Source organism: Spirochaetae bacterium HGW-Spirochaetae-1 (assembly GCA_002839375.1).
GTDB lineage: Bacteria > Spirochaetota > UBA4802 > UBA4802 > UBA5550 > PGXY01.
In genome coordinates this window covers 266823-289133 of record PGXY01000002.1, presented here as the reverse complement: position 1 = coordinate 289133, position 22311 = coordinate 266823, and the positions used below count along the sequence as shown (strand labels likewise).

Sequence of the window (22311 nt, the reverse complement as noted above, 5' to 3'; positions counted from 1 at the left end):
AAATATTTTTAAAATGATATTTACACAACTTACCCTTCCAGTACTTCCCGTACACCTGCGGCCAGATCCTTCATGGAAAAGGGCTTCTGTAAAAAATGCATCCCTTCGTCGAGCACACCGTGCCGGGCAATCACACTGGCCGTGTATCCCGACATGAATAGACACCGTAGATCGGGATATATCGACAGCAGTTTATCGGATAATTCACGACCGTTCATCCCGGGCATAACCACATCGGTTATGAGGAGGTCAATTTTGCCGTGGTTCTCTTCAGCGATGGCTATGGCATCGCCGGGAGTTCCTGCTGTAAGAACAGCATAACCCAGTTCCTCCAGCATGACAGCCGCCACTTCCAGTATGGTTGTTTCGTCCTCCACGACGAGAATGGTTTCATGACCGCGCGCCGACTGGTCTGCCTGGTTTTTGTCCTGCAGTGATTCATGTACGGCTGTATGCCGCGGCAGGTATATGTTAAATGTCGTTCCCCGGCCCGGTTCGCTGTTTACATCGATAAAGCCGTCATTTTGCCTGACAATGCCGTAGACTGTGGAAAGCCCCAGTCCCGTGCCCTCACCCATCTCCTTCGTCGTAAAGAAAGGCTCATAGATATTGGTCAGGATTTCCCTCTCCATGCCGCAGCCGTTATCGGCAATGGAAAGCATCACATATTCCCCGGAAACGCAATCGGCTTTTCCTGCGCAGTAAACCCCATCGATGATCCTGTTTTCCGTAGCGATAGTGATGTTGCCTACACCCTTAATGGCATCGCGGGAATTTACACAGAGGTTGGCCAGGACCTGGTCGATCTGTGACGGGTCCATTTTGACAGACCACAGGCCTTCGCCGGGCCGCCATACAAGTTCGATATTCTCGCCAATGAGCCGTCGAACGATTGTCAGCATGCCTTCCACGGTGCGGTTGAAATCCAGAGGCCGCGGAGCAATGGTCTGTTTGCGCGCAAAGGCCAGGAGCTGCCGGGTCAGATCGGCGGAACGCTCGGCCGCCTTGCGGATCTCCTTCAGGGATTTATGGAGCGGATGCGACGAATCAACCTTTCCCAGGGCCAGTTCTGTGCGGCCCAGTATCACTCCCAGCATATTGTTGAAATCATGGGCGATGCCTCCGGCCAGACGGCCGATGGATTCCAGCTTCTGGGCCTGGACCAGCTGTCCCTTCAAGTTTTCACGCTCCTCTTCATCCCGTCGGCGTTCCTGATTAATGAAATGCTGGGCTGTAATGGATGCCATGGTGCTGATAAAGGATTCCTCATCGGCATGCCACTTCCTTCTGTCTCCGATATGTTCACAGCTTACGAGACCAACCAGTCTGCCTTCAACAAAAATACCGGCATCAAGAAGAGATGCGATGCCCAGCGGCCTCAGGTAAAAATCGGTCAATTCACGGGTCCGCGGATCGTTTTGGGCATCTTCCGCATATACCCGGTTTTCGGCCATAATGGCTTCGAAGTAGGAGGAAAATGTATTCGGGTCAAGAATCTCTCCTGAGCTGAACTTCTTTTTATCTGCCTCATAGAGCGAGAGGCAAAGCAATTCAGACTTGTTATCACTAAGTTTCCAAACACTGGCACGCGCTACACCAATGGTTTCGGCCATGACTTTTGAAATATGCTCAATCCCGGAAATCTGGTCCACACCGTCGGTATACTGCTTAACCGCCAGATGGGCAATTGCTGTCCGCTGCATCCCGGCGCGTTTCTCGCTCTCGCGCAATGCGTTCTCCATCCCTTTTCGCTCGGTGATCTCCGTGGACATCCCGCACAGGCCTTTCACATTTTTATCATTATCCAATAGGGGAAATTTTATCGAGAGAAAATACCGCTTCCCGGCCGCGTCTTCCAGTATTTCTTCAACCTGCATGACTTTTTTTGATTCCATCACCTGCAGGTCTACTTTTCTGAAATCAGAACCAACTTGTCCCGGAAAGAGCTCTTCATCGGTTTTACCGAGGATGAAATCCCGCGTTAAAAGAGTGACCTCATCCCATTTTTTGTTCGCCATCTCATAGCGGCCATTCCTGTCTTTTACATAAATGAGGGTGCCGCTATTTTCAATCACCTCGGAAAGAAAACGCTGGCTCTCACGCAATTCGTTCTCGGCCCGCTTTTGTTCCGTGATATCGGTATTAACACCGACCAAAACCGAAACATCTCCATTTTCATTTTTCCCCGAATAGGCCCGCTGAAAAATATCCAGAATTCTTCCATCAGCGGCATACAATTGAATTTCACCGCTCCATTGCCCTCCCGCCATTATTGTGCTGAAAACCTCTTCTCCTACCTTTTTATCGACGTAGACGGTTTCACGTGGATTGTCGCCGATTTTCCCGAGAAGTTCATCAAACGCCCTGTTTTGATAGTAGTGTCTGCCTTCGGGAGTGGACATTCCTATTGCATCAGAGGAGTTGTCTACGGACTCCATGAAAATTTTCAGGTTCTCTTCCGCCAGCTTGCGATCGGTGATATCGACGAAACAGACAAGAATCACCTCCCCCAGACCGGCAGCGTTTATTTCCATGAAACGTTTCGAACCGTCCCGGCAGATTATCTGGATATCCTTCGGACTCCGACTCCCGTTGTCGTCGCCCCCGGTTGCCTCCTGCCATAAATCCATGGCTCTTAGACGATACTGCGGATCGGGAAAGGCTTGGGCGAACCATTCATCAACTGACGGAATATCGTCGATCTTAAAACCCATAACCGCTGTGAAACGACGATTCAGATACAGTATCTGACCGCTCTGTGATATGAATGCCATGGGGATCGGTGCCAGGAGGAAAAGTGATCTGAAACGCTCTATTGCCTCACCTTCCTCTTGTGATTTATTTTTCCGGGAAAGCAGGATTAGCAGCCAGACAATGACGGCTCCTCCCAGCACAATGAGCGCCTGTTCTGCCGTGAATTGTGTTTTTTCAGTTCCCATGCCCGTGGTTTCCATGCATAAGGCCGGGAGTGCTGCTGCTGCCAGGATCACGATTATGGTCACCGGTATACATCGATGGTGATTCCCGCCTCTTTCTTTTCCACACCGGAGCTTTATGCTCATTCGGGCCCTGCCTCACTTTGTTAAACCATTGTCATTCCAGCACTTTTTACTTAGCGCTGACTTATAATTATAGGAGATTTATCATCATTTTGTCAATACGACAAATCGATGTTTTCTCGTATAATATACAAGATATCATTATTCCTTGTCATTTTATGTATTTTAAGCTATCCTTGTATTGTTGACAACTGTAAAATACGCCTGTCATTCTGAGTGTTCCTCGCGGCAAAAATCAGCTTGAATGCCCCATAATTGTTAAAATATCCTTTCCAACGGGCATGACATTCCACACACGACTTCTACCGAGCTTCTACCGAGCTTCTACCGAGCTTCTATTCCTAATGGTACAGGAATATTCCCTTTATACCCGTGAAGATAAAATTCACGGAACAGCTGATGGTGATGATACCCAGGAGGGTGGACATGATCTGGATAGTAGTCCGGTCCAGAAACCGGTTGAGCAGGTCGGCGAAATAAAGCATGAACCCCGTGACCATCAGGGAGATGATCACGGCCAGTACCGTGAGGAGCCTGCCGTGGCCACGGTGAACACGGAGAAGCTTGCCAGGGGATTAAAGATGACCAGAAAAAGCACTGTCAGTTTCAGCAGATTGCCGAGCTTGATCTATAACCACCCCCGGGGATTTTCTCTGAATTTCTTTTCAAAATCCCGAATCTTCTGAAGAAGTGTATCACCCTCTCGTGGATACTTCTTCATGACATTGTAGCTCTCGCCGCAATCACGCTCCATGTTGTACAGTATGGGCCATGACGCCATAGTGGGAACCGATTTATCCGAACCCTCGGGCCTGTAATCGTGGCCTCCCGCTGCTTTCCCAAAAAACGTAACCGGTTTATCCAGGGGAATGGGCCATGCAAGGTTGTTGACATAACGAAAGTATTTCCATTTCCCGGAACGAACTCCCTCAATTTCATTATAATGAAAATAAAACAGCGCGTCATGGGGGCTCTTCTTTTCCGTGCTATCGAAAAGACCCATGATATTTTTTCCATCGATCACACGGTCAGACGGCAGGGTGAGCCCTGCCAGGTCCAGCATGGTTGGGAAAAAATCTATGTTCATGGCCGGTTCACGGCAGACACTGCCCGGAGGAATGTGACGGGGCCACCGGGCTATCATGGGCACCCTGAATCCCCCTTCAAAACTCATCCCCTTCCTTCCGCGCAATCCGCCGGGACTGCCGTCGAACCAGGGGCCGTTATCGCTGGTAAAGATTACCAGGGTATTTTTATCGAGGCCGTTTTTCTTCAGGGCCTTCATGATCTCTCCGACACTCCAGTCCACCTCGGTGACCGTATCGCCATGGGGGCCCCCTTCCGATTTTCCTTCAAAATCTTTTGAAGGAATGCAGGGCTGATGCGGGTCCTTGTGGGCCAGGTACAGGAAGAAGGGCCTGTCTTTCGAGCGTTCTATAAAACTCACGGCTTCACGTGTGAACAGACCGGTGTACTTCCCCTGGTCAAGTCCGATATCCTTTACTATTTCGGTTTTGTCGCGCCAGAAGGCCGCGGGCCAGTCATCATTGGAGGCGTTGAACCCCGTAAAAAAATCAAAGCCATAGTTATGGGGATGATATTGAGGATTGTTGACAAAATCTCCCAGGTGCCACTTGCCGATGGCTCCCGATGTATATCCCGCTACTTTCAGCGCCTCGGCAATGGTTATTTCCGAAGCGGGCAGTCCACTGACGACATTCTCGGCGTTACGCATATCAAAGATGCCCAGCGAGCCGAACATGTAGCCCATCTGTCGGGTTACTTTTCTCATCAAGGTATCTTTCCCGGGCTGCAAGGGAAAGGTAATGCCGCTGCGGAGAGGATAGCGGCCCGTGAGAAGCCCGGCCCGGGACGGTGAACAGAGTGGACTGCTGCAGTAGAAATCGGTAAAGCGGACACCCTCCCGTGCCATGGTATCGATATGAGGTGTCTGAATGGCCTCGTTGCCGTAACATCCCGGGTCACCATATCCCATGTCATCGGTGAGGATTACAATGATGTTTGGTTTTGGGGTCCCGATACCGGGTTTTTTACTAATTACCGTATCGGCTGCAAGGGCGTCACGGACTGTATCGTTAAATATGTCCTCATCCACAGTAATGGCGAAGGATTTATTATCATCCCCCGAACAAAAAAGAGTATTCGCCAGGGCAAATCCCACTGCAGCGCTTACCCCTTTCTTCATTGCAGATCGCCTGGTTATTTTTTTATCACTCACCCCGCACCTCCCTGAAGTTCACAAGTAAATTTTTCAATACCAGAAACTGTCCTTTATGTGCAATAGAAACATTGATATCCCAATTCAATAAACGAGTGAATACTTACTCGTTGCAGATATAAAATCAAGCAAAAAAAATTCTGTTTCTTATCCGGAGAAAAAATCTGCCGATTCTCATGCTTGACAATTACCCCGGGAATAGTATATGTTTTACCAATACAAATGAGTATATGACCCGACAAACCCGGAGGATTATTAATGAAAAGGTACCTTTTTCTCCTGAGTTCCATCATGATTGCCGCATCCCTCTCCCTGATTACCGGCTGCGGAAAAGAAGATAAAAAGGATACTGACCCCTCGTCCTGCCTCGCGGGCACCTGGAAAGTGGTGGAATCGGGAAAAATTAAGCTCTTGACGTTCAACAGGGATAAAACCGGTTTCGAAAAACAGGGAGATGACAGCCCCAGCAACTTCACCTGGGAGATGAAGGATGGCAAGCCGGTAATAAAATATGCCGGTCAGACAGCGGAATGGACCTTCGCGCTGGACTGCAAAAATAATCATCTCAACGTCATGGGACTCATGTACAGCAGGGAATAATACCGATCCTGCCATGACCCCCGGCGTATAGAGGGAATGTGTTTCATATACCCTCTATCGCCGCCCCTGAAGGGGCTTTAAACTTACAGATCAATTACACCGATAATCTCTCCTGATTCATTAAAAGCGGATATCATTTAATTAAAATTACATATGCCTGATACATCTGTTTAAAAACCCCCTAGGGGGGTGGCGCCTACCGATAAATGTAAAAAATGAGAGTATACGCCGGGGGCTGCATCTCCAATTTACAATATTTTTACTTTACTGTTGACATATTCTCCCCGTAAATGGTATCTTCAGTCGCCTTTTACCTTTAAATCAGCATATATTTTGACACTTCCTGAGGAATATTTTGCATAAAACCTTTCACATAGAGACCTTCGGCTGCCAGATGAACAAGAGCGATTCAGAACTCATGGAATCGTCGCTGATAAAAAACGGATTTCTCCCTGCCCCGTCGGAAAGTGAGGCCGATGTGGTGGTCTACAACACCTGCTCCGTGCGGCAGCATGCTGAGAACAGGGCCACGGCCCGCATCCGGTCCATACGCCCCGCCGTTAATCGCAAAAATGGCATCATCGTGGTCACGGGATGCATGGCCCAGAGGATAGGGACAAAGCTGGTACAGGACGGTCTTGCCCATCTTGTCATCGGCCCCTACCAGTCACCGAAGATCGGCGAAATCGTAGGGAATTACCTCGAAGGAAAAAAGGGGCGGGCCTTCCTGTCCCAGGAAGCGGCGGACTTCCAGGGACGGCTCTTTGACTCCATAGCGACGGAACATGAAGGACAACGATGGCATGAATGGGTCACCATCACCCACGGCTGTGAAAACTACTGCGCCTACTGCATCGTTCCCTATGTGCGCGGCAGGCTCATCTCTTTTCGTTCACAGGATATTCTAAAACATATAAATTCCCTGGCTGCAAAGGGCGTGAAGGAGATAACACTCCTGGGACAGAACGTAAATCAGTTCGGCCACGACAGCGGCGATATCCCGTTCTATGCCCTCCTGGAAAAAACGGCCCGCATTAAAGGTCTTGTCAGGATCAACTACCTCACATCGCATCCTAAAGATTTCGATCCTGAAATCATCGGCGTCATGAAGGACCACGGCAACATCTCGCGGAGCATTCACCTGCCCCTGCAGAGCGGCTCCGATAAAATCCTGGCTTCCATGAACCGCAAATATACCCTTGACCGTTATCTTTCCATCGTGGAACTCATTGACAGCGGACTGGAGGATTATTCCATTACCACGGACCTCATCGTGGGGTTTCCCGGCGAGGATGAAAGCGACTTCGCCGCAACCATGGAAGCGGTGCGCCGTGTCCGTTTCGACGATGCCTTCATGTACGCCTACTCTCCCCGGGAAGGAACACCGTCGGCCGGCCTTCGGGAGCTCCTGACCCGCGATGAAAAAATAGCCCGTCTCAATGAACTGATTTCGGTACAGCGCGCCATATCGCGGGAGAAACTGGAGGCGCGCATCAACAGGATTGAGGAACTCATTCCCGAAAGAATAAGCAGAAACTCCGGAAACGAAATTATGGGCAAGACCTTCCTTAATCATCCCGCCGTGTTTCCCGGCGATGATGAAGACATCGGCAGATATACCAGAATAAAAATCCTGGGTATAAACGGTTCAACGCTCCAGGGGATGAAAATTGCCGGTTAAAACGCACATGATACTGATTCTCTGCGCCCTGGTCGCAGCGTCATCCCTCCATGCCGCCGGCGACGATGACTTCTTCAGGCGCATTGTAAAACAGCAGGCGCATGACAGGTCAGGCGTCAGCCCCCTTTGCGGCGAATTCCTGAAAAAATATCCCCGCAGCGGACATGTTCCATCGGTCCGCCTCATTCAGGCCGATGCTGAATCCAGTCCCGCTGCGGCCCTTGCCCTGTTCAGGTCCATTGTGCGCTGGTACCCCCGTTTCGATAAACGTGATTACGCCCAGCTCCGCATCTGCGAGATACACCATCTCTCGGCAGACTGGAATGCCCTGAAAATTGATTCTCAATACGGCATGGGAACCTTTCCCCGATCCGTCTACCTCACCGATTTCCGTTTCTTTTACATAGCTGCCGCGCTCAAGATGTACCGGTACGACATTGCCGGAGATACGGCACGGGCACTGACGGAAAGCACCCATAACTACGAGACCCTGGCAAAAACCCTTCTTATCCAGGCCAGTCTAAACCGGAAGCAGGACGGCTATTCCCGCGGCTATATATACACTCTTCGCGAGCTTCTCCTGGGCTACAAGGATTCAGCGGTCCATCCATCGATTCTCTTTCTTCTCGGAGATTTTTATGACCACACGGGCGACGCCGGCAGGGCCCTTACGGCCTACGAGGACCTGGAGAAGCTCTATCCCCGCTCACCCGAGGCAGACCTGGCCAGGGAGAGACTGAAAGAACTGAAGGGAAACAAAACCGTCGGGGTGCCCTATTATCCCGATGAGAAGACCATAGCCGGGACCGACAGTATCGATATTTCACCCGACATGGCCGTCCGGGAAAATGAAGACGGCGCCCCTTTCTTCGCCGTGGCCATCGGCCCCTTCCAGTCCCTGTCGCAGACCTCGGAAATCAAAAAGCTATTGATGGGGTTCGAACCGGTAAGCACAGTGCGTCTCCGCGAAGGGTTTATTCATTATGTGGGAAAGAGCCCCACCCTGGAAAAGGCCCTGGGCGTAAAAATACGCCTGGCCGAAGAGCTGGGCATAAACGGCAACATAGTCCGGGTATCGGGCAAAAACGGCAGTCTTTACATATATGGAGAATAGCATGGATTCCACCCTGACACCCATGATGAAGCAGTACATGGAGATAAAGAGAAAGCACCAGAACGAGATCCTCTTTTTCAGGATGGGTGATTTCTATGAAATGTTTTTCGACGACGCCCACGCCGCCTCGAAAATACTGGACATCGCCCTTACCTCACGCCAGAACGACGTTCCCATGTGCGGCATCCCCTTCCATGCCGCCGAGAGCTACATCGTACGGCTCATCAAGGCGGGCAAACGCGTGGCCATATGCGAGCAGATGGAAACAGTGCCTTCGACGGGCACCGTTGTAAGACGCGAGGTGGTACGCATCATCACGCCGGGGACGGTTATCGAGCAGAACCTGCTCCACTCCGATGAGAATAATTTTCTTGCGTCGGCCATAATCGGCGAAAAGGGCATCGGCCTCGCCTTTGTCGACATTTCTACGGGTGATTTTTTCCTCTCATCAATCGACAAGTCCCTGGGACTCTTCCGGGGGGAAATCGCCCGCTTCAATCCCACGGAAATAATTCTCAGGGAAGGAAGTGATCCCAATGACGGCTCTTTCATCGAATTCATCAGGGGCCGGGATATCCCCGTGTACCGCATCAACGAGTGGCTCTATGATACGGATTACATGCGCGACCTCATCTGCGATGTCTATAAAACAGCCGGCACAAAGGGACTGGGCATACAGAGCGACATGGAGATAATGACGGCCGGATCGATCCTGCAGTATCTGCGCGAAACCCACCGGAAGGCCTTCGGGCATCTGAAAGCCCCCCAAAAGCTCCTGTCGTCGGACAGGATGGTCCTGGATGACGCCACCATCGGCAGCCTGGAGCTGATACTGAACCAGCAGGACGGTTCAAAGAACCGTTCCCTCTTCTCGGTGCTGAACCACACAAAGACCCCCATGGGCAGGCGCGTCCTGGAACGAAGCATCCTGCAGCCCCTTCTCAGTCAGGCCGAAATCGAAAGAAAGCTCGATATAGTGCAGTACTTTCATGAATTCCATGACCTCACGGTAAAGCTCCAGTCCGTGCTTAAAAACATCCATGACGTTGAGCGCATCCTCTCGCGGTTCATCCTGGGGAAGACTTTCCCCCGCAATTTCATCGCCCTGGAGCATTCCGTTACGGCGGCCCTGGAAATACAGGCTATTCTCCTGGAACAGCCCGTTGATTATTTCAGCGGCCTCCTGGCGGGAATTCCGGACCTTCGGGACCTTGCCGCGGCCATCAGCGCCGCCATTGCCGATGAACCGGCCCTGTCACCGGAACAGGGCCGCGTCATAAGAGAGGGATATTCCGCCGAACTGGACCGTCTCTACAACCTGAAAACGCACGCCAAGGAATGGGTTCTGCAATACCAGGAGGATGAAAAGAAAAGGCTGGGCATCTCAACCCTGAAAATCAAGTACAACCGTATCCTGGGATACTATATCGAGATAAGCAAGGGCCAGACACACGGCGTTCCCGAAACCTATTTCAGGAAACAGACCCTGGTGGGAGCGGAGCGCTATACCACGGAGGAACTGCAGAAGTTCGAAACCGACATTATGTCCGCCTCGGAAAAGATCGTCTCCCTTGAAAAAGAAGAAATCGAAAAGCTGCGGGGCTTGATACTTGCGCGCCGCGAGGATATCCAGAAGCTGGGAGAAACCATGGGACTCCTGGATTTTTACGCCTCCCTGGCCTTCGCCGCCATAGAGAACAGGTACGTCAGGCCCGCATTCAACGGCGAAGGCATAACCGACATTAAAGACGCCCGGCATCCCGTCGTGGAAAAATATTATACCCGCGAAGTCTTCATTCCCAACGACATCCATCTGGACACCGGGGAAAACATGATCCAGGTAATCACGGGCCCCAACATGTCGGGAAAGTCAACATACATCCGCACCTGCGCCATGGTTCAGCTCATGGCACAGATCGGCTCCTTTGTCCCGGCCCGCGAAGCCGATTGCTCCATCGTGGACAGGATATTCACGCGGATTGGCGCCTCGGACAATATCTCCCGGGGAGAATCGACCTTCCTGGTGGAGATGAATGAAACGGCCAATATCCTGAACAACGCCACGGAACGAAGCCTTATAATAATGGACGAGGTGGGTCGCGGTACCAGCACCTATGACGGCCTCAGCATCGCCTGGGCTGTTACGGAATACATTCTCCGCTACATCAGGGCGAAAACCCTCTTTGCCACGCACTATCATGAACTTACGCAGCTGGGCTCCCGACAGGGCATAGTTAATTACAATGTCATGGTCAGGGAGCATTTAAGCGGCGTGGACTTCCTGCACAAGGTCGCCCCGGGTTCCGCCGATAAATCCTACGGCATCCATGTGGCCAAACTGGCCGGGATACCTCAACAGATAGTAAACCGTGCCGCGAAGATACTGGACAAGCTGGAAAATGCGTCGTCGGGACGCAAAAAATTCGACGCCGGAGAAGATTCCGCCTCGGAACAGCTGGAGATTTTCAACGCTGCGAATCACCTGGTCATTCAGGCCCTGGAGAATATCGACCTGAACGCCGTAACCCCCCTTGATGCCCTGAATGAACTGAACCGCCTGAAAAAACTGATCGGGCGCTGATAGATAATGCATACATATGCATTTTAGTTATATTGTCCACATATTTGAGTCGCGGTAGGGCCGAAGAAATATGATTGACTAATATTGTCACGCCCGTTATGTTCACTATGTTGTAAATTACTATTTCGCCCCTCGGGGGGGCTTTTACATTATACGATTGTTCATCACCTCCTATGGGGTGGTGACTGTTGATATATCAATAAATCAGGATAATACGCCGGGGGGCCTGAAAGCTATCCCGGCCGTTTCAGTGTTATCAAGCAATTTATGCAATATGGTGTTGATAAAATCATGGAAATATACTGGTATTGTGCCGAATTTAATGATAGTGTATTCCTTAATTTCTGAATTGTGAACCAAGAGGCTCCATGGCGGATATGCAGTTTAAAACAGAGAATTATCTTGCCAATTCATTCGTTATGATCGAAGGCAAGAAAAATGCTCATAATTTCTACATAATCAGAAGCGGGCGCGTGAAGGTAGCCAAAGAAAACCCGGTTATGGCCGAAGAACCCTATGCCATCCTGGGCCCCGGTGATTTCTTCGGCGTCATATCGTGTATGAGCGGACACGCCCGCCTTGACACAGCCATCGCCCTGGAAAATGTCTCGCTCATATCCGTTGAACGCGAGCTGTTCGGCCTGCTTATCCAGAAAAACCCCGCCGTTGCCATGAAAATAATCAGGTTTTTCAGCAGAAAACTGCGGGATTTCGACCATGCCATAACCAACCTGACCTTCAAGAACGCCATAACCGAAGATCCAACCCATCTTTTCAACATCGGCGATTATTATCTTAAAAAGCGTTCCCCGAAACATGCCATATACGCCTTTCAGCGCTATCTCCAGTACTGTCCCCGAGGGGAGAACGCCAATGCCGCCATCCAGCGTCTCCAGACCATGAAGGCACCCCTCAAGATCAGCGATCAGCCGTTAACGGGCCAGATGAACAGGATCTACAAAGACAATACCATGATATTCAGCGAATACGAACCGGGCGAGGAACTCTTCATCATCCAGTCGGGAAAAGTAAAAATTACCAAGATAGTCGACGAGGAAGTGCTCCTGGCCGTACTCAAACCGGGCGATATCTTCGGCGAGATGGCCCTCCTGGACAATAAACCGCGCAGCGCCTCGGCCATCACCTTCGGCGACGTGACCGTGCTCGCCATCAATAAGCAGAACTTCGAGAATATGGTTCAGCAGCAGCCCCAACTGGCAACCCGTCTCATCCAGCTCCTCAGTGAGCGGATATGGACCGCTTATCGCCAGCTCGAAAACCTCATGATCAAGAGCGATGTTGGACGCATCTACGACACGCTCCTGATCCAGATAGAAAAACAGAAAATACCTATCGAAGCAAAAAAAGCCCACAACTTCGAGTTCGGATCAAAAGAGCTTATCAACATGGTAGGTCTCCCTCCCGACAAGGGCGATGTCATCATGGTCCAGGTCCTGGAAGACAAGCACATGAAGCTCGAGCAAGGCAAGATATTCTGCACTGACCTTCAGGAACTGGAAAAAACCGTGCATTTTTTCAAGAAGCAGGCCGCACTGGAAAGAAAGCGTGAAGCCAGTAAAAGCAAAAATTATTAAAAATTTTATCATATCTCTCGCCGTTTTCGTTGTAATCGTAGGAGCCGCATCGGCCGCTTTTCTCTACCTTTACCCCGAAGAAAAAGTCAGGGATATGGTGGTGAACCAGATAGAGAGCTCCCTGAAAAGGCGGATTTCCATTGACGGTTTTCATTACGGTTTCAGGGGAATTATCCTCAGGGGAATAACGCTCTATGACGGAACTGATTCATCGGCCCCGGTCCTGGTAAAGGCCGCTGAGGCCAGCCTTGGTTTTTCCCTTTACGATCTCCTCCATAAAAAACTCAACATCAATGACATCTACCTGCAGGACCTCAGCCTGAACATCGTTTTTAATGAAGAAAACAAGACCAACCTGCAGACACTCGTCGAAGATCTGAAACAGGGGGGGAAAAAAGAATCCTCTATCAGCACAAAAATAAACACAATCCGTCTTTCCAACGCCCTGATCAGTGTGATAAATCCACAGAAGGTCTATAAGCCCCTGGCCGGTACATTTCGTATTGACGGTACTATAGATCTGTCGCAGAAGGGAATCATTGCCGTTAACCACTGCAAGATAACACTGCCGGAAGAAAGGGGGATGGTTTTCCCCGATATAGCCATTGCTACTGAAGGCGGCAAGGTTATTATCTCCGGCGACGTGGGTCTTGAAAAGACATCCCTTCTTTGGGTATACCAGTGGTCCTCAAAACCGCAGCCCCAGCCCTATCACATAGCCAACGGCGATGTTAAAAATCTCCGTATCATCATCACGGATAAAAATGATGTGGATATCGAGGGAAATGCCAAGGCATCATCGACACTGATTAATTCGAAAAATATGGTTTTTGCCGACGGCTTTTGCCGCGTCAGCGTAAAAAACAGGACGGTATTTCTATCAAACATAAAAGGTAAAATCGACACATCTACGTTTCTTCTTCATTCTCTCCTGTTTACCTTCGACGGCAGCCTGAAAAATTTTGATGCCCGAAATATTGATGCTGCCCTGAACAATGTAAAACCGATTATCCCCGGGTTCCCCAATAAATTATTCGGAAAAGTCAGCGGCAATCTTTCCTATGACGCCGGTGTTTTCAGCGGGAATCTGTCACTCAATGATGTTGGATATGATCCCGGACGGAAGCTGATATCGGGTGTAAACACGGAGCTCGTCATTACGGGAAATATGTTCAAGAAACAGGGGATTCCCGTTACCATCATGGGGAACCCGTGTACCGTTTCCATTGCATCGACTGAAACAAGCATGGAACGAATCTTCCTGAATATTAACGGCGGCGACTTCCGCCTCGAGGAGCCCGGCGAGACCAAGCCCGCAGAATCTCCGGCGGCAACAGCCACAACATCTTCCCTGGGCATGAAGATACCCATTACCGTTTCGGGAGTGATCAACCTCAACTCCATTCAACGCGGTAAGATCGTTGTAAATAAACCCCAGGTCAATTACCGTATAACAGGAAACCAGATAGTCTTTGAACGATTCACGGCAAATTTTATGGAAGGCACGGTCTCCGGCAATGGAGATATCCAGCTCAACGGAGAGTTTCCCCAGGCATCCTTTATGTTCGGATTTAACGCACTGAAGATCCAGAACATAGCGACGCTGAGCAGCAGCTTTCAGAACCGCTTTTTCGGAATCGCCGACGGAAAGGGTCAGCTTGCCTTTCTCATCGCCCCGGATATTCTCAGTACCATGAACGGTAATATCGAGTTTTCCATTGATCGGGGAAAGATTGTAAATACGGGAATACAGAACGGCCTGGGCCTGCTGCTGGCGGAACTGAAATATAAATTGAAGGACCTGGAATTTAATAAAATTTACGGGAACATTTCTTTCGACCGGAATAATTACATCATCAGGTCATTTATATTCAATTCCGAGGATATCAGGCTGAAAATACAGGGACCAATAAATGACAAGCTGGATACGACCCGCCTGGACATCAACCTGGAATTTACCGACCATTTTATCCAGGACCTTCCTGCCGTGGCTCTCGGACTCCGGGGCAACAAAAGAGGACAATGGTACATCATTCCTTTTATTGCCCAGGGCAATATCACCGAAGGAAAAAATATAAAACGATCGAACTAGTACCTCGAATCGGCGTAGCCGAGCCAACCCCCAGCCGTGACAAGGGATCGGTCAAATTCTGAAAGCTCAAAGGGAACGACTTCCTCTTTGCCTGCGGCCCGGAAGATAAATCTTCCCCTCTCAAAATCCGTTTCCACTTCCGCGTCCTGTCCTGCAAATTTGCTGAAGAGCCGGTCAATAGTAGCGCCGGGAAGCTCCACTGCCATCATGCCGCAGTTATACATGTTCTGACGGAATATCCTGGCATAACTTTCCCCGATGACCAGGTTGATGCCGTTGACCTCCAGGGCCCAGGGAGCGTGCTCCCGTGAAGAACCGCATCCGAAATTTGCCCTGGTCACGATGACACTTCTGCCCTGAATATCGCGATCGGGCCTAAAACCCTCGACCTTCAGATCTTCCAGCAGAAAGGGCTTCAAAGCTTCTTTATCAATCTCCGTGAGATATTTTGCCGGTATGATTTCGTCGGTATTTATATCGGACCTGTCCAGGAAAAGTATTTTTCCACTGAATGTTTTCATTGATGAGACCTCCTCAACCCCTGTATAATTCTGAATTGGTAATATGACCGGCAATGGCCGTGGCCGCGGCAGTGGCGGGGCTCATGAGATGAACCATTCCGCCCTTACCCATCCTTCCATTAAAATTTCTGTTCGTTGTGGATGCCGCCACTTCTCCCGCAGCGAGTACGCCATTGCTCATACCGAGACAGGCACCGCAGGTAGGATTGGTAACCACGAAACCGGCATCCATGAATATCCTGATGATCCCTTCATCCAGGGCCCTGCTGAAAATATCAGGTGTGGCAGGAGATACTATGCCGCGCACATGGGAGGCGATCTTTTTGTCCTTCAGGACCTTTGCGGCCTCACGCAGGTCCTCGATACGCCCGTTGGTGCATGAACCGATATACACCTGGTCCACGTGCGAGCCCTCCATTTCCTTCACGGGCTTCACGTTGTCGGGCTTGTATCCGAAGGTCACCATGGGCTCCAGGCCGGAAACATCATGCTCTATGACTTCTTCATACAAAGCATCGGTGTCGGAAATCCACTGTGAGTATTCCTCCAGAGCCGCCTCTTTGCTTTTAAAATCATTTTTAATGAAAGGCCACAGGTAATCCACGGTGACCATGTCGGGCATGCACACACCGCTGGTCCCTCCGGCCTCGATGGCCATGTTGCAAATGGTCATGCGTGACTCCATGGTCATGGAATCAATTACGGGGCCGGTAAATTCGATGACCCGGTTCGTGGCGCCGTTCACTCCGATCTTCCCGATGATTGAAAGGATAACATCCTTGGCATACACGCCGGTTTTAAGTTTTCCCGTGATATGCACCTTCATGGTTTTCGGCGTCTTGAACGTACACACTCCCTTGAGTATGCCCACTTCGAGATCAGTCGTTCCCACGCCGGCTGCAAAGGCCCCGAAAGCGCCATGTGTACAGGTATGAGAGTCGCCCATGATGATAGTGTATCCCGGACGGACAAAGCCCTTTTCCGGAAACAGGGCGTGGCATACACCGTTGCGGCCGATATCATAGAAATCCCTGATATTGTTTCTCCGGGCCCATTCACGAAGCACCTTCCCCTGTTCAGCGGTTTTGCTGTCCTTAGCGGGAGTCACATGATCGATGACGGCCTTGATTTTCGAAGGGTCAAAAACCCGGTCCTTGCCACGCGCCGCCAGGTCATTTATGGCGATAGGTGTCGTTATCTCATGAGCGAATACCGCGTCCAGTTTCAGAACATGGATATCCTCCCCCAGCATTTCAACGCGATGAGCATCAAAAATTTTTTCAGCAATTGTTTTTCCCATGCCAGAACCTCTTAATATCTATTTTTCAACAAATAATTTTCTCGGCGGTGTTATGACCCAGAGGGCCCGGAGAATCGTATCTCCCGTATTTTTCAGAATGTGAGGGATATCCGACGCAAAAGCAATACTATCCCCCTCGCCCAATTCATATGTTTCAGTTCCATAGAGCAGCTGACCCTGCCCTTCCAGGATATAGCCGAACTCCTTGCCGACGTGTCCATATTCCTGGCTCCCCTTTTCCGCGCCGGTATTGACATCCATGAGAAAAGCCTCTATGGAGTGCTCCTCGGACTGGTCCGGCAATACGGAAAGCCGGCTGTATGTGACCTGCGGCGTTGTAATACTGCTGCGTTCCGATTTCCTCACCAGGTCCACGACCTTGTTCTGCTTCCGGAAACGGAAAAGATAATCCAGGTCAATCTCCAGTATATCCGTCAGGGTAAGAAGAGTATCGATAGAGGGCGAAACGCGGTTTCGTTCTATCTGGGAAACCAGGCTTTCGCTCACGCCTGCCTTTTCTGCCACGCTTTTCAGGGTGACACCGCGTCGTTCCCTCACGGAACGCAGAATATCACCAAAATTGTATTTTGCATCATTCTTCATATATATTTAAGCATCTTAAGTATTTGTTAATAATCTACAAATTCATGCCAATATCGTCAAGTATTTTTCTCTTTTTTCTATTATGGGCACTCTAATAATCAGGTTTTTCATTAACAACAAAATAAAGAGCATACCACCATACAATGATATTTCCCTTCCACACATTTACATACTTGACCGGCATTATTTCATGCATTATAATAAAATACCAGAACAGGGGACTTTATTAAACGGCCCGAAAGAGAGGAATCCCAATGGAAATGAACGTATTTGATTTTATCGCTCAACTGGAAAAAGATCTGGCTGACCACTACATCCGCCTCAAATCTACGGCTCGTTTCAGGGAGAGTCATTCCGTTTTCGATTTCATGAACTCCCACTCCCGCGGACATGCGGAAACAGTTGAAACCATGCGCGAAAAACACGCAAAACCCCACTTAGACAATTCCTTTTATCTTCATGTGAGCAAACAGATTCAGGATTCACTGACCCGGGAAATTGCCGAGGCTAAACGGGCTTCAGAAGCCTTTGATGTCCTGGCCCGGGCCGAGGAACTGGTGGGAAAAATGTATATCATTCTGTCAAATCATTACAAGGAGCTGGGTGATTTTTACCATTCCATATCTGAGGATATTTCCCAACTGGCTGAAGAAGAGTTCAATCACCGCGATATATTGAAAAAGGAAAAAACAAAATATATATAAGCCGCTACTTTTTCATTTCCACTACAGGGGTATCGGCAGACTCATCATCCCTCCCGGACAGGTTTTCATCCCGGGAGTAGTTCTTTTCCAGTAATTTAAAGGAGACATTCCCCCCCTTCATAACGACACGGAGTCTGCTGCACCCGTCAAACTGTCCTTTCAACATCTGCAGGGCCAGATTGTCTTCTACTTCACGCCGGATGGTCCTCCTGAGATTCCGGGCACCATAATTTTCACTGAATCCCATGTCAATCAGGTGCTTCTTTACACCTGGAGCGAATTCAATTTCGATTTTTCTTTTTCCCAGTGCAAACTTCACTTCATTGAGCATTAAATCCACAATGATTTTAATGTGCTTCTTTTCCAGTTTATGAAAAAATACGATTTCATCGACACGGTTGATAAACTCGGGACTAAAAAGTTTTTTAAGCTCCTCTTCCACCTTGTCATTATTGTCGACGGCCTGGATCTCGGCGCTGGAAAATCCCAGTCGTGACATCTTCTGGTACTCCCTGTTCCCCAGGTTCGAAGTCATGATAATGATAGTATCCCTGAAACTCACGGTCGTCCCGGCGCTGTCGGTAAGCTCTCCTTCATCGAGAATCTGCAGCAGTATATTGAAAATATCGGGATGAGCCTTTTCAATTTCATCAAAAAGAACGATTGAATAGGGTTTTCGGCGGACTTTTTCCGACAGCTGTCCCCCATCGTCATAGCCGATATATCCCGGGGGTGAGCCTATGAGCCTTGCCACGGAATGCTTTTCCATGTATTCCGACATATCGAGCCGTATGAGATTCTTCCCATCATCAAAAAGAAATTCCGCCAGGGCCTTGGCAAGCTCCGTTTTTCCTACACCCGTGGGCCCCAGGAATATGAAAGAACCCAGGGGACGGTCGTCGTCGGTCAGTCCCACGCGGGACCTTCTCAATGCCTTGGATATGACCGATATAGCCTGGTCCTGTCCCACGATCCGGTGGTGAAGCTCGCTCTCCATGCGGATGAGCTTTTCCGTTTCCGACTCCTCCAGGTTTTCTATGGGAATTCCCGTACTCTCGGCCACAACGGCGGCGATTTTATCCAGATCAACTATGATGGCATAATCATTTCGTTTCTCGTTCCAGTCTTCCAGCTTGTGGTTAAGCTGTTCCTTCTTGACAATAATAAGGTCCCTGACAGCTGCGGCCTGTTCATACTCCTGGATCAGGACCAGTTCGTTCTTTTTCCTGTTCAGCTCCTCTATTTCATTTTCAAGAGATGTGATGTCCCCGGGCCGTTCATAGTTCTCCAGCCTGGCCATGGCGCCCGCCTCATCGATTATGTCGATTGCCTTGTCAGGCAGGTACCGGTCATTGATATAGCGCGATGAAAGATGCACAGCTTCCTCAAGGGCCTCCTGCCGGTACTGAACCTTGTGGTGTTCCTCGTACCGGAGTTTCAGTCCGCGGAGAATGGTCAGGGACTCATCAATGGTGGGCTCGTCGACCATGACGGCCTGGAACCGCCGCACCAGGGCTGCGTCCTTTTCCACATGCAGACGGTATTCATTCAGCGTAGTGGCACCAATGCACTGGAGTTCACCCCTGGCCAGGGCGGGTTTCAGTATATTGGCCGCATCAATAGCACCTTCGGCAGCGCCTGCGCCGATAATGGTATGTATTTCATCAATAAATATAATAACATTCTTCAGTTCCCGTATCTCCTCAACGACCCGTTTAAGCCGATCTTCAAATTCTCCTCGGTATTTCGTTCCCGCCACGATGGCGGCCATATCAAGAGACATGACCCGGCAGGCCTGGAGCTGCTCCGGAACCTGTTTGGCTACAATCCGCTGAGCCAGGCCTTCGACAATGGCCGTCTTCCCCACACCGGCCTCGCCGATGAGGATCGGATTGTTCTTTCTTTTCCGCGACAGAATCCGTATGACGCGGTTTGTTTCCTCATTACGGCCGATAACGGGATCAAGCATATTCTCCGAGGCAAGCTTGGTCAGGTCCTGGGCGAACTCCTCCAGTGCCGGCGGCTTGGTGACGGTCTTGGGCTTGCCGACTTTTTCTGTCCCCACCTTTACACCCAGCACCCTGAGAATCTCGTTCCGTATCACATTGTAATCGATCCCGGCCTTTATAAGACTGTCAAGACCAGCCGATGTACCGTCGCGGAAAATCGAAAGCAGCAGGTGCTCGGTCCCGATATAGGAATTTTTTAATTTTCTCGCTTCCTCCTTGGAGAGCTCGATGATTCTTTTATATCGCGGACTGATGGGAATTTTTCCAAGAATTATCGTGGTACCCGTTTGCCGGATGGCCTGTTCAATCTCTTTTTTTAAACGCTCAAAATTTATGCCAAGATTTTTCATGATGCGGGCAGCAACGGAGTCTTCATCGTTGAGAAGGGCTATAAAAATATGTTCCGGGCCGAGTGAATCGGAATTGAGCCTTCGTCCCTCGGATTGAGCCATTTCCTCAAGGACTTTTCTCGATCGTTTTGTGAATTCAAACATTACCGCACTCCATGGCTGAAAAATTCATTCGCAGATAATTGCTTCTTGCTTCATCGCTCTCCAGCGTGCTGTTGAAAGTTCTTTTGAACATTTCCTGAAGATGGGCCCACTGGATGGTAACCATCAGGCTGTTGATCTGCACTATATCGACATTCTTCACGATGGCCAGGATTATTCCCAGCCGCACATTGGAGAGATGCTCTATGGCCTCGGCATAGCTGATACGCTTCGAGTATTGTAATATCCCGAAGGAACGCCAGATGCGGTCCTCCAGCTCAAGACGCGACTGTGAAACATATTCATCGCGAGCCGAATCCTCGAGATCGATTATGCGGCTGATAACGCCGTCCATTATCTCGATAATATCCACCTCGGAGATTCCCAGTGATACCCTGTTGGAAAGCTGGTATATGGCGCCATAGGTCCTTATGCCTTCCCCGGCTGTCCCGGCTATCACGACTCCGGGATTCTGAAGCTGTCCCGTGAGCAGGGAAAGATTCTTTTTCATGGTAAGAACAGGCAGATGGAGCAGTACCGATACCTTCATGCCCGTTCCCAGGTTGGACGGGCATGCCGTCAGGTATCCATATTCGGGAGAATGGGCATAGGGCACAAACCTGTTGAGTTCATCGTCAATCCGGTCTGCCATCTCATAGGCTTCCCGTATCTGCAGGCCGGGACGTATGACCTGTATCCTAATGTGGTCTTCCTCGTTGAGCATTATGGAAAAGTCGTCTTTTTCATTTATGATGACGGCGCTGTTTTCGGCAAGCTCCATTTCCATCGTTATGATATTTCTCTCCCGCAGGAGTCTTTTCCTGTGCTTGTCCATGCCCGAAAGATCCATGAGAACGGACTGCTGAAATAAAGAATCCCTGATAAATTTTTCCCCCAGGGCCTTTACGATCTGGGCTTCACTCTCGTCAAAACGATTGGGGAATGGTACGGAACGGATATTCCTGGCAAAGCGCACCCTGCTTGACAGGACAATGTCATTATAGGGACCCGCTCCGGTCCAGAATCCCCGCGGCAGCAGTTTTTTTTCTTCCAGCACTGTTATATCCCCTTATGAGCTTCCCGTTCTGTTTCTTCCCTTATGCGGTCCCTGAGCAGCGCCGCTTCCTCAAACCGCTCCTCCATCACTGCATTCTGCAGCCTGGTCTGGAGTTCCTGAAAGGATTGTCTTTTCACTACGACTTTTTCCTGCCTCACGGGTTCATGATTCACACTGACATGGGCGGGTATTTTACCAATATGCTTTTTATCCCCATGATAGCTTCGTATGACCGAATTGAGGGAATTATCAAGCTGGGTATAACAATCGGCGCATCCAACCTTACCCTGTCTTGTATACTGGACAAAGGTCATTCCGCAGGTCATGCAGCGGTTTCCTTCATCCATATCCGTCACATCATTGACCTCGAGAAAGGACAGCATTTCCGGTACGGAGAGAGAAAAATTGGACAGCTTGGAATTCAATCCTATATCACGGGCGCAGGACTCGCATAGATGTACTTCTGACTTTACATCTTTTATGATTTCCGTCAGATGAATGGTTGCCTCGATCTTTTTACATCGTTCACAAAGCATAGTAATATAGTCCATATATTTGATTAAAAAAACGCAATTATCTTCAAAAACCTTCAAATATCGGTAAAAAACCAGCCTATTTCGTCATGATCACGGTTTTTCACAGACATAATATACTATATAATAAAA

General features: G+C 49.7%; 16 protein-coding genes. 7 read left to right on the top strand and 9 right to left on the bottom strand.

What is annotated here, in order from left to right:
• Nucleotides 1-29: 29 nt before the first annotated feature.
• The 3 genes from CVV44_03260 to CVV44_03250 form a co-directional block, all read right to left on the bottom strand.
• Nucleotides 30-3062 carry a hypothetical protein gene (locus CVV44_03260; protein PKL40634.1) on the bottom strand — a complete coding sequence of 1011 codons (3033 nt, stop codon included), beginning with the start codon at nt 3060-3062 and terminating at the stop codon, nt 30-32.
• A 338-nt stretch (nt 3063-3400) separates the two neighbouring features.
• Complete coding sequence (locus tag CVV44_03255) at nt 3401-3574, bottom strand: hypothetical protein (protein ID PKL40633.1); 174 nt, start codon at nt 3572-3574, stop codon at nt 3401-3403.
• Between the two features lie 113 nt (nt 3575-3687).
• Nucleotides 3688-5265, bottom strand: a complete 1578-nt coding sequence (locus CVV44_03250) for an arylsulfatase (GenBank protein PKL40632.1) — start codon at nt 5263-5265, stop codon at nt 3688-3690.
• A 291-nt stretch (nt 5266-5556) separates the two neighbouring features.
• Between CVV44_03250 and CVV44_03245 the strand changes: the two genes are divergently transcribed.
• From CVV44_03245 to CVV44_03220, 6 genes are all read left to right on the top strand, one after another.
• Nucleotides 5557-5898 carry a hypothetical protein gene (locus tag CVV44_03245; protein ID PKL40631.1) on the top strand — a complete coding sequence of 114 codons (342 nt, stop codon included), beginning with the start codon at nt 5557-5559 and terminating at the stop codon, nt 5896-5898.
• A 355-nt stretch (nt 5899-6253) separates the two neighbouring features.
• Entirely contained in the window at nt 6254-7579 is a 1326-nt protein-coding gene (miaB, locus tag CVV44_03240; GenBank protein PKL40630.1) for a tRNA (N6-isopentenyl adenosine(37)-C2)-methylthiotransferase MiaB, read from the top strand.
• Nucleotides 7569-8693 (top strand): hypothetical protein, encoded by a 1125-nt coding sequence (locus tag CVV44_03235; protein PKL40629.1) that lies wholly within the window; start codon nt 7569-7571, stop codon nt 8691-8693. The genes miaB and CVV44_03235 overlap by 11 nt, the downstream gene beginning before the upstream one ends.
• Entirely contained in the window at nt 8683-11274 is a 2592-nt protein-coding gene (locus CVV44_03230; protein PKL40628.1) for a DNA mismatch repair protein MutS, read from the top strand. Before CVV44_03235 ends, CVV44_03230 begins: the two co-directional genes overlap by 11 nt.
• A 368-nt stretch (nt 11275-11642) precedes the next feature.
• The gene (locus CVV44_03225; GenBank protein ID PKL40627.1) at nt 11643-12869 is read left to right on the top strand and encodes a cAMP-binding protein; all 1227 of its coding nucleotides are present in this window, start codon (nt 11643-11645) and stop codon (nt 12867-12869) included.
• The gene (locus CVV44_03220) at nt 12841-14961 is read left to right on the top strand and encodes a hypothetical protein (protein ID PKL40626.1); all 2121 of its coding nucleotides are present in this window, start codon (nt 12841-12843) and stop codon (nt 14959-14961) included. The genes CVV44_03225 and CVV44_03220 overlap by 29 nt, the downstream gene beginning before the upstream one ends.
• Here the strand turns inward: CVV44_03220 and CVV44_03215 are convergent.
• The 3 genes from CVV44_03215 to CVV44_03205 are packed head-to-tail and all read right to left on the bottom strand — an operon-like array spanning nt 14958 to nt 17385.
• Nucleotides 14958-15482 (bottom strand): 3-isopropylmalate dehydratase small subunit, encoded by a 525-nt coding sequence (locus tag CVV44_03215; protein PKL40625.1) that lies wholly within the window; start codon nt 15480-15482, stop codon nt 14958-14960. The genes CVV44_03220 and CVV44_03215 overlap by 4 nt on opposite strands.
• A gap of 13 nt (nt 15483-15495) precedes the next feature.
• Entirely contained in the window at nt 15496-16782 is a 1287-nt protein-coding gene (locus tag CVV44_03210) for a 3-isopropylmalate dehydratase (GenBank protein ID PKL40624.1), read from the bottom strand.
• A gap of 18 nt (nt 16783-16800) precedes the next feature.
• Nucleotides 16801-17385 carry an XRE family transcriptional regulator gene (locus tag CVV44_03205; protein ID PKL40623.1) on the bottom strand — a complete coding sequence of 195 codons (585 nt, stop codon included), beginning with the start codon at nt 17383-17385 and terminating at the stop codon, nt 16801-16803.
• Between the two features lie 254 nt (nt 17386-17639).
• Between CVV44_03205 and CVV44_03200 the strand changes: the two genes are divergently transcribed.
• Nucleotides 17640-18089: a hypothetical protein gene (locus CVV44_03200; protein PKL40622.1), complete on the top strand. Its 450-nt coding sequence runs from the start codon at nt 17640-17642 to the stop codon at nt 18087-18089.
• A gap of 4 nt (nt 18090-18093) precedes the next feature.
• Here the strand turns inward: CVV44_03200 and CVV44_03195 are convergent, their stop codons facing one another.
• From CVV44_03195 to CVV44_03185, 3 genes are read right to left on the bottom strand one after another with little or no spacing between them, the layout of a single operon-like run.
• Nucleotides 18094-20592: an ATP-dependent Clp protease ATP-binding protein ClpC gene (locus CVV44_03195; protein PKL40621.1), complete on the bottom strand. Its 2499-nt coding sequence runs from the start codon at nt 20590-20592 to the stop codon at nt 18094-18096.
• Nucleotides 20585-21652: an ATP--guanido phosphotransferase gene (locus CVV44_03190; protein ID PKL40620.1), complete on the bottom strand. Its 1068-nt coding sequence runs from the start codon at nt 21650-21652 to the stop codon at nt 20585-20587. Before CVV44_03190 ends, CVV44_03195 begins: the two co-directional genes overlap by 8 nt.
• On the bottom strand, nt 21649-22197 hold the full coding sequence (locus CVV44_03185; GenBank protein ID PKL40619.1) for a hypothetical protein: 549 nt from the start codon (nt 22195-22197) through the stop codon (nt 21649-21651). The genes CVV44_03190 and CVV44_03185 overlap by 4 nt, the downstream gene beginning before the upstream one ends.
• Nucleotides 22198-22311: the final 114 nt, after the last annotated feature.

Coding starts and splice junctions, on each gene's coding strand:
- CVV44_03185 (PKL40619.1), bottom strand. CDS start 22,197: ATGGACTATATTACTATGCTTTGTGAACGATGTAAAAAGATCGAGGCA.
- CVV44_03215 (PKL40625.1), bottom strand. CDS start 15,482: ATGAAAACATTCAGTGGAAAAATACTTTTCCTGGACAGGTCCGATATA.
- CVV44_03195 (PKL40621.1), bottom strand. CDS start 20,592: ATGTTTGAATTCACAAAACGATCGAGAAAAGTCCTTGAGGAAATGGCT.
- CVV44_03225 (PKL40627.1), top strand. CDS start 11,643: ATGGCGGATATGCAGTTTAAAACAGAGAATTATCTTGCCAATTCATTC.
- CVV44_03245 (PKL40631.1), top strand. CDS start 5,557: ATGAAAAGGTACCTTTTTCTCCTGAGTTCCATCATGATTGCCGCATCC.
- CVV44_03260 (PKL40634.1), bottom strand. CDS start 3,062: ATGAGCATAAAGCTCCGGTGTGGAAAAGAAAGAGGCGGGAATCACCAT.
- CVV44_03200 (PKL40622.1), top strand. CDS start 17,640: ATGGAAATGAACGTATTTGATTTTATCGCTCAACTGGAAAAAGATCTG.
- CVV44_03250 (PKL40632.1), bottom strand. CDS start 5,265: ATGAAGAAAGGGGTAAGCGCTGCAGTGGGATTTGCCCTGGCGAATACT.
- CVV44_03230 (PKL40628.1), top strand. CDS start 8,683: ATGGAGAATAGCATGGATTCCACCCTGACACCCATGATGAAGCAGTAC.
- CVV44_03210 (PKL40624.1), bottom strand. CDS start 16,782: ATGGGAAAAACAATTGCTGAAAAAATTTTTGATGCTCATCGCGTTGAA.
- CVV44_03205 (PKL40623.1), bottom strand. CDS start 17,385: ATGAAGAATGATGCAAAATACAATTTTGGTGATATTCTGCGTTCCGTG.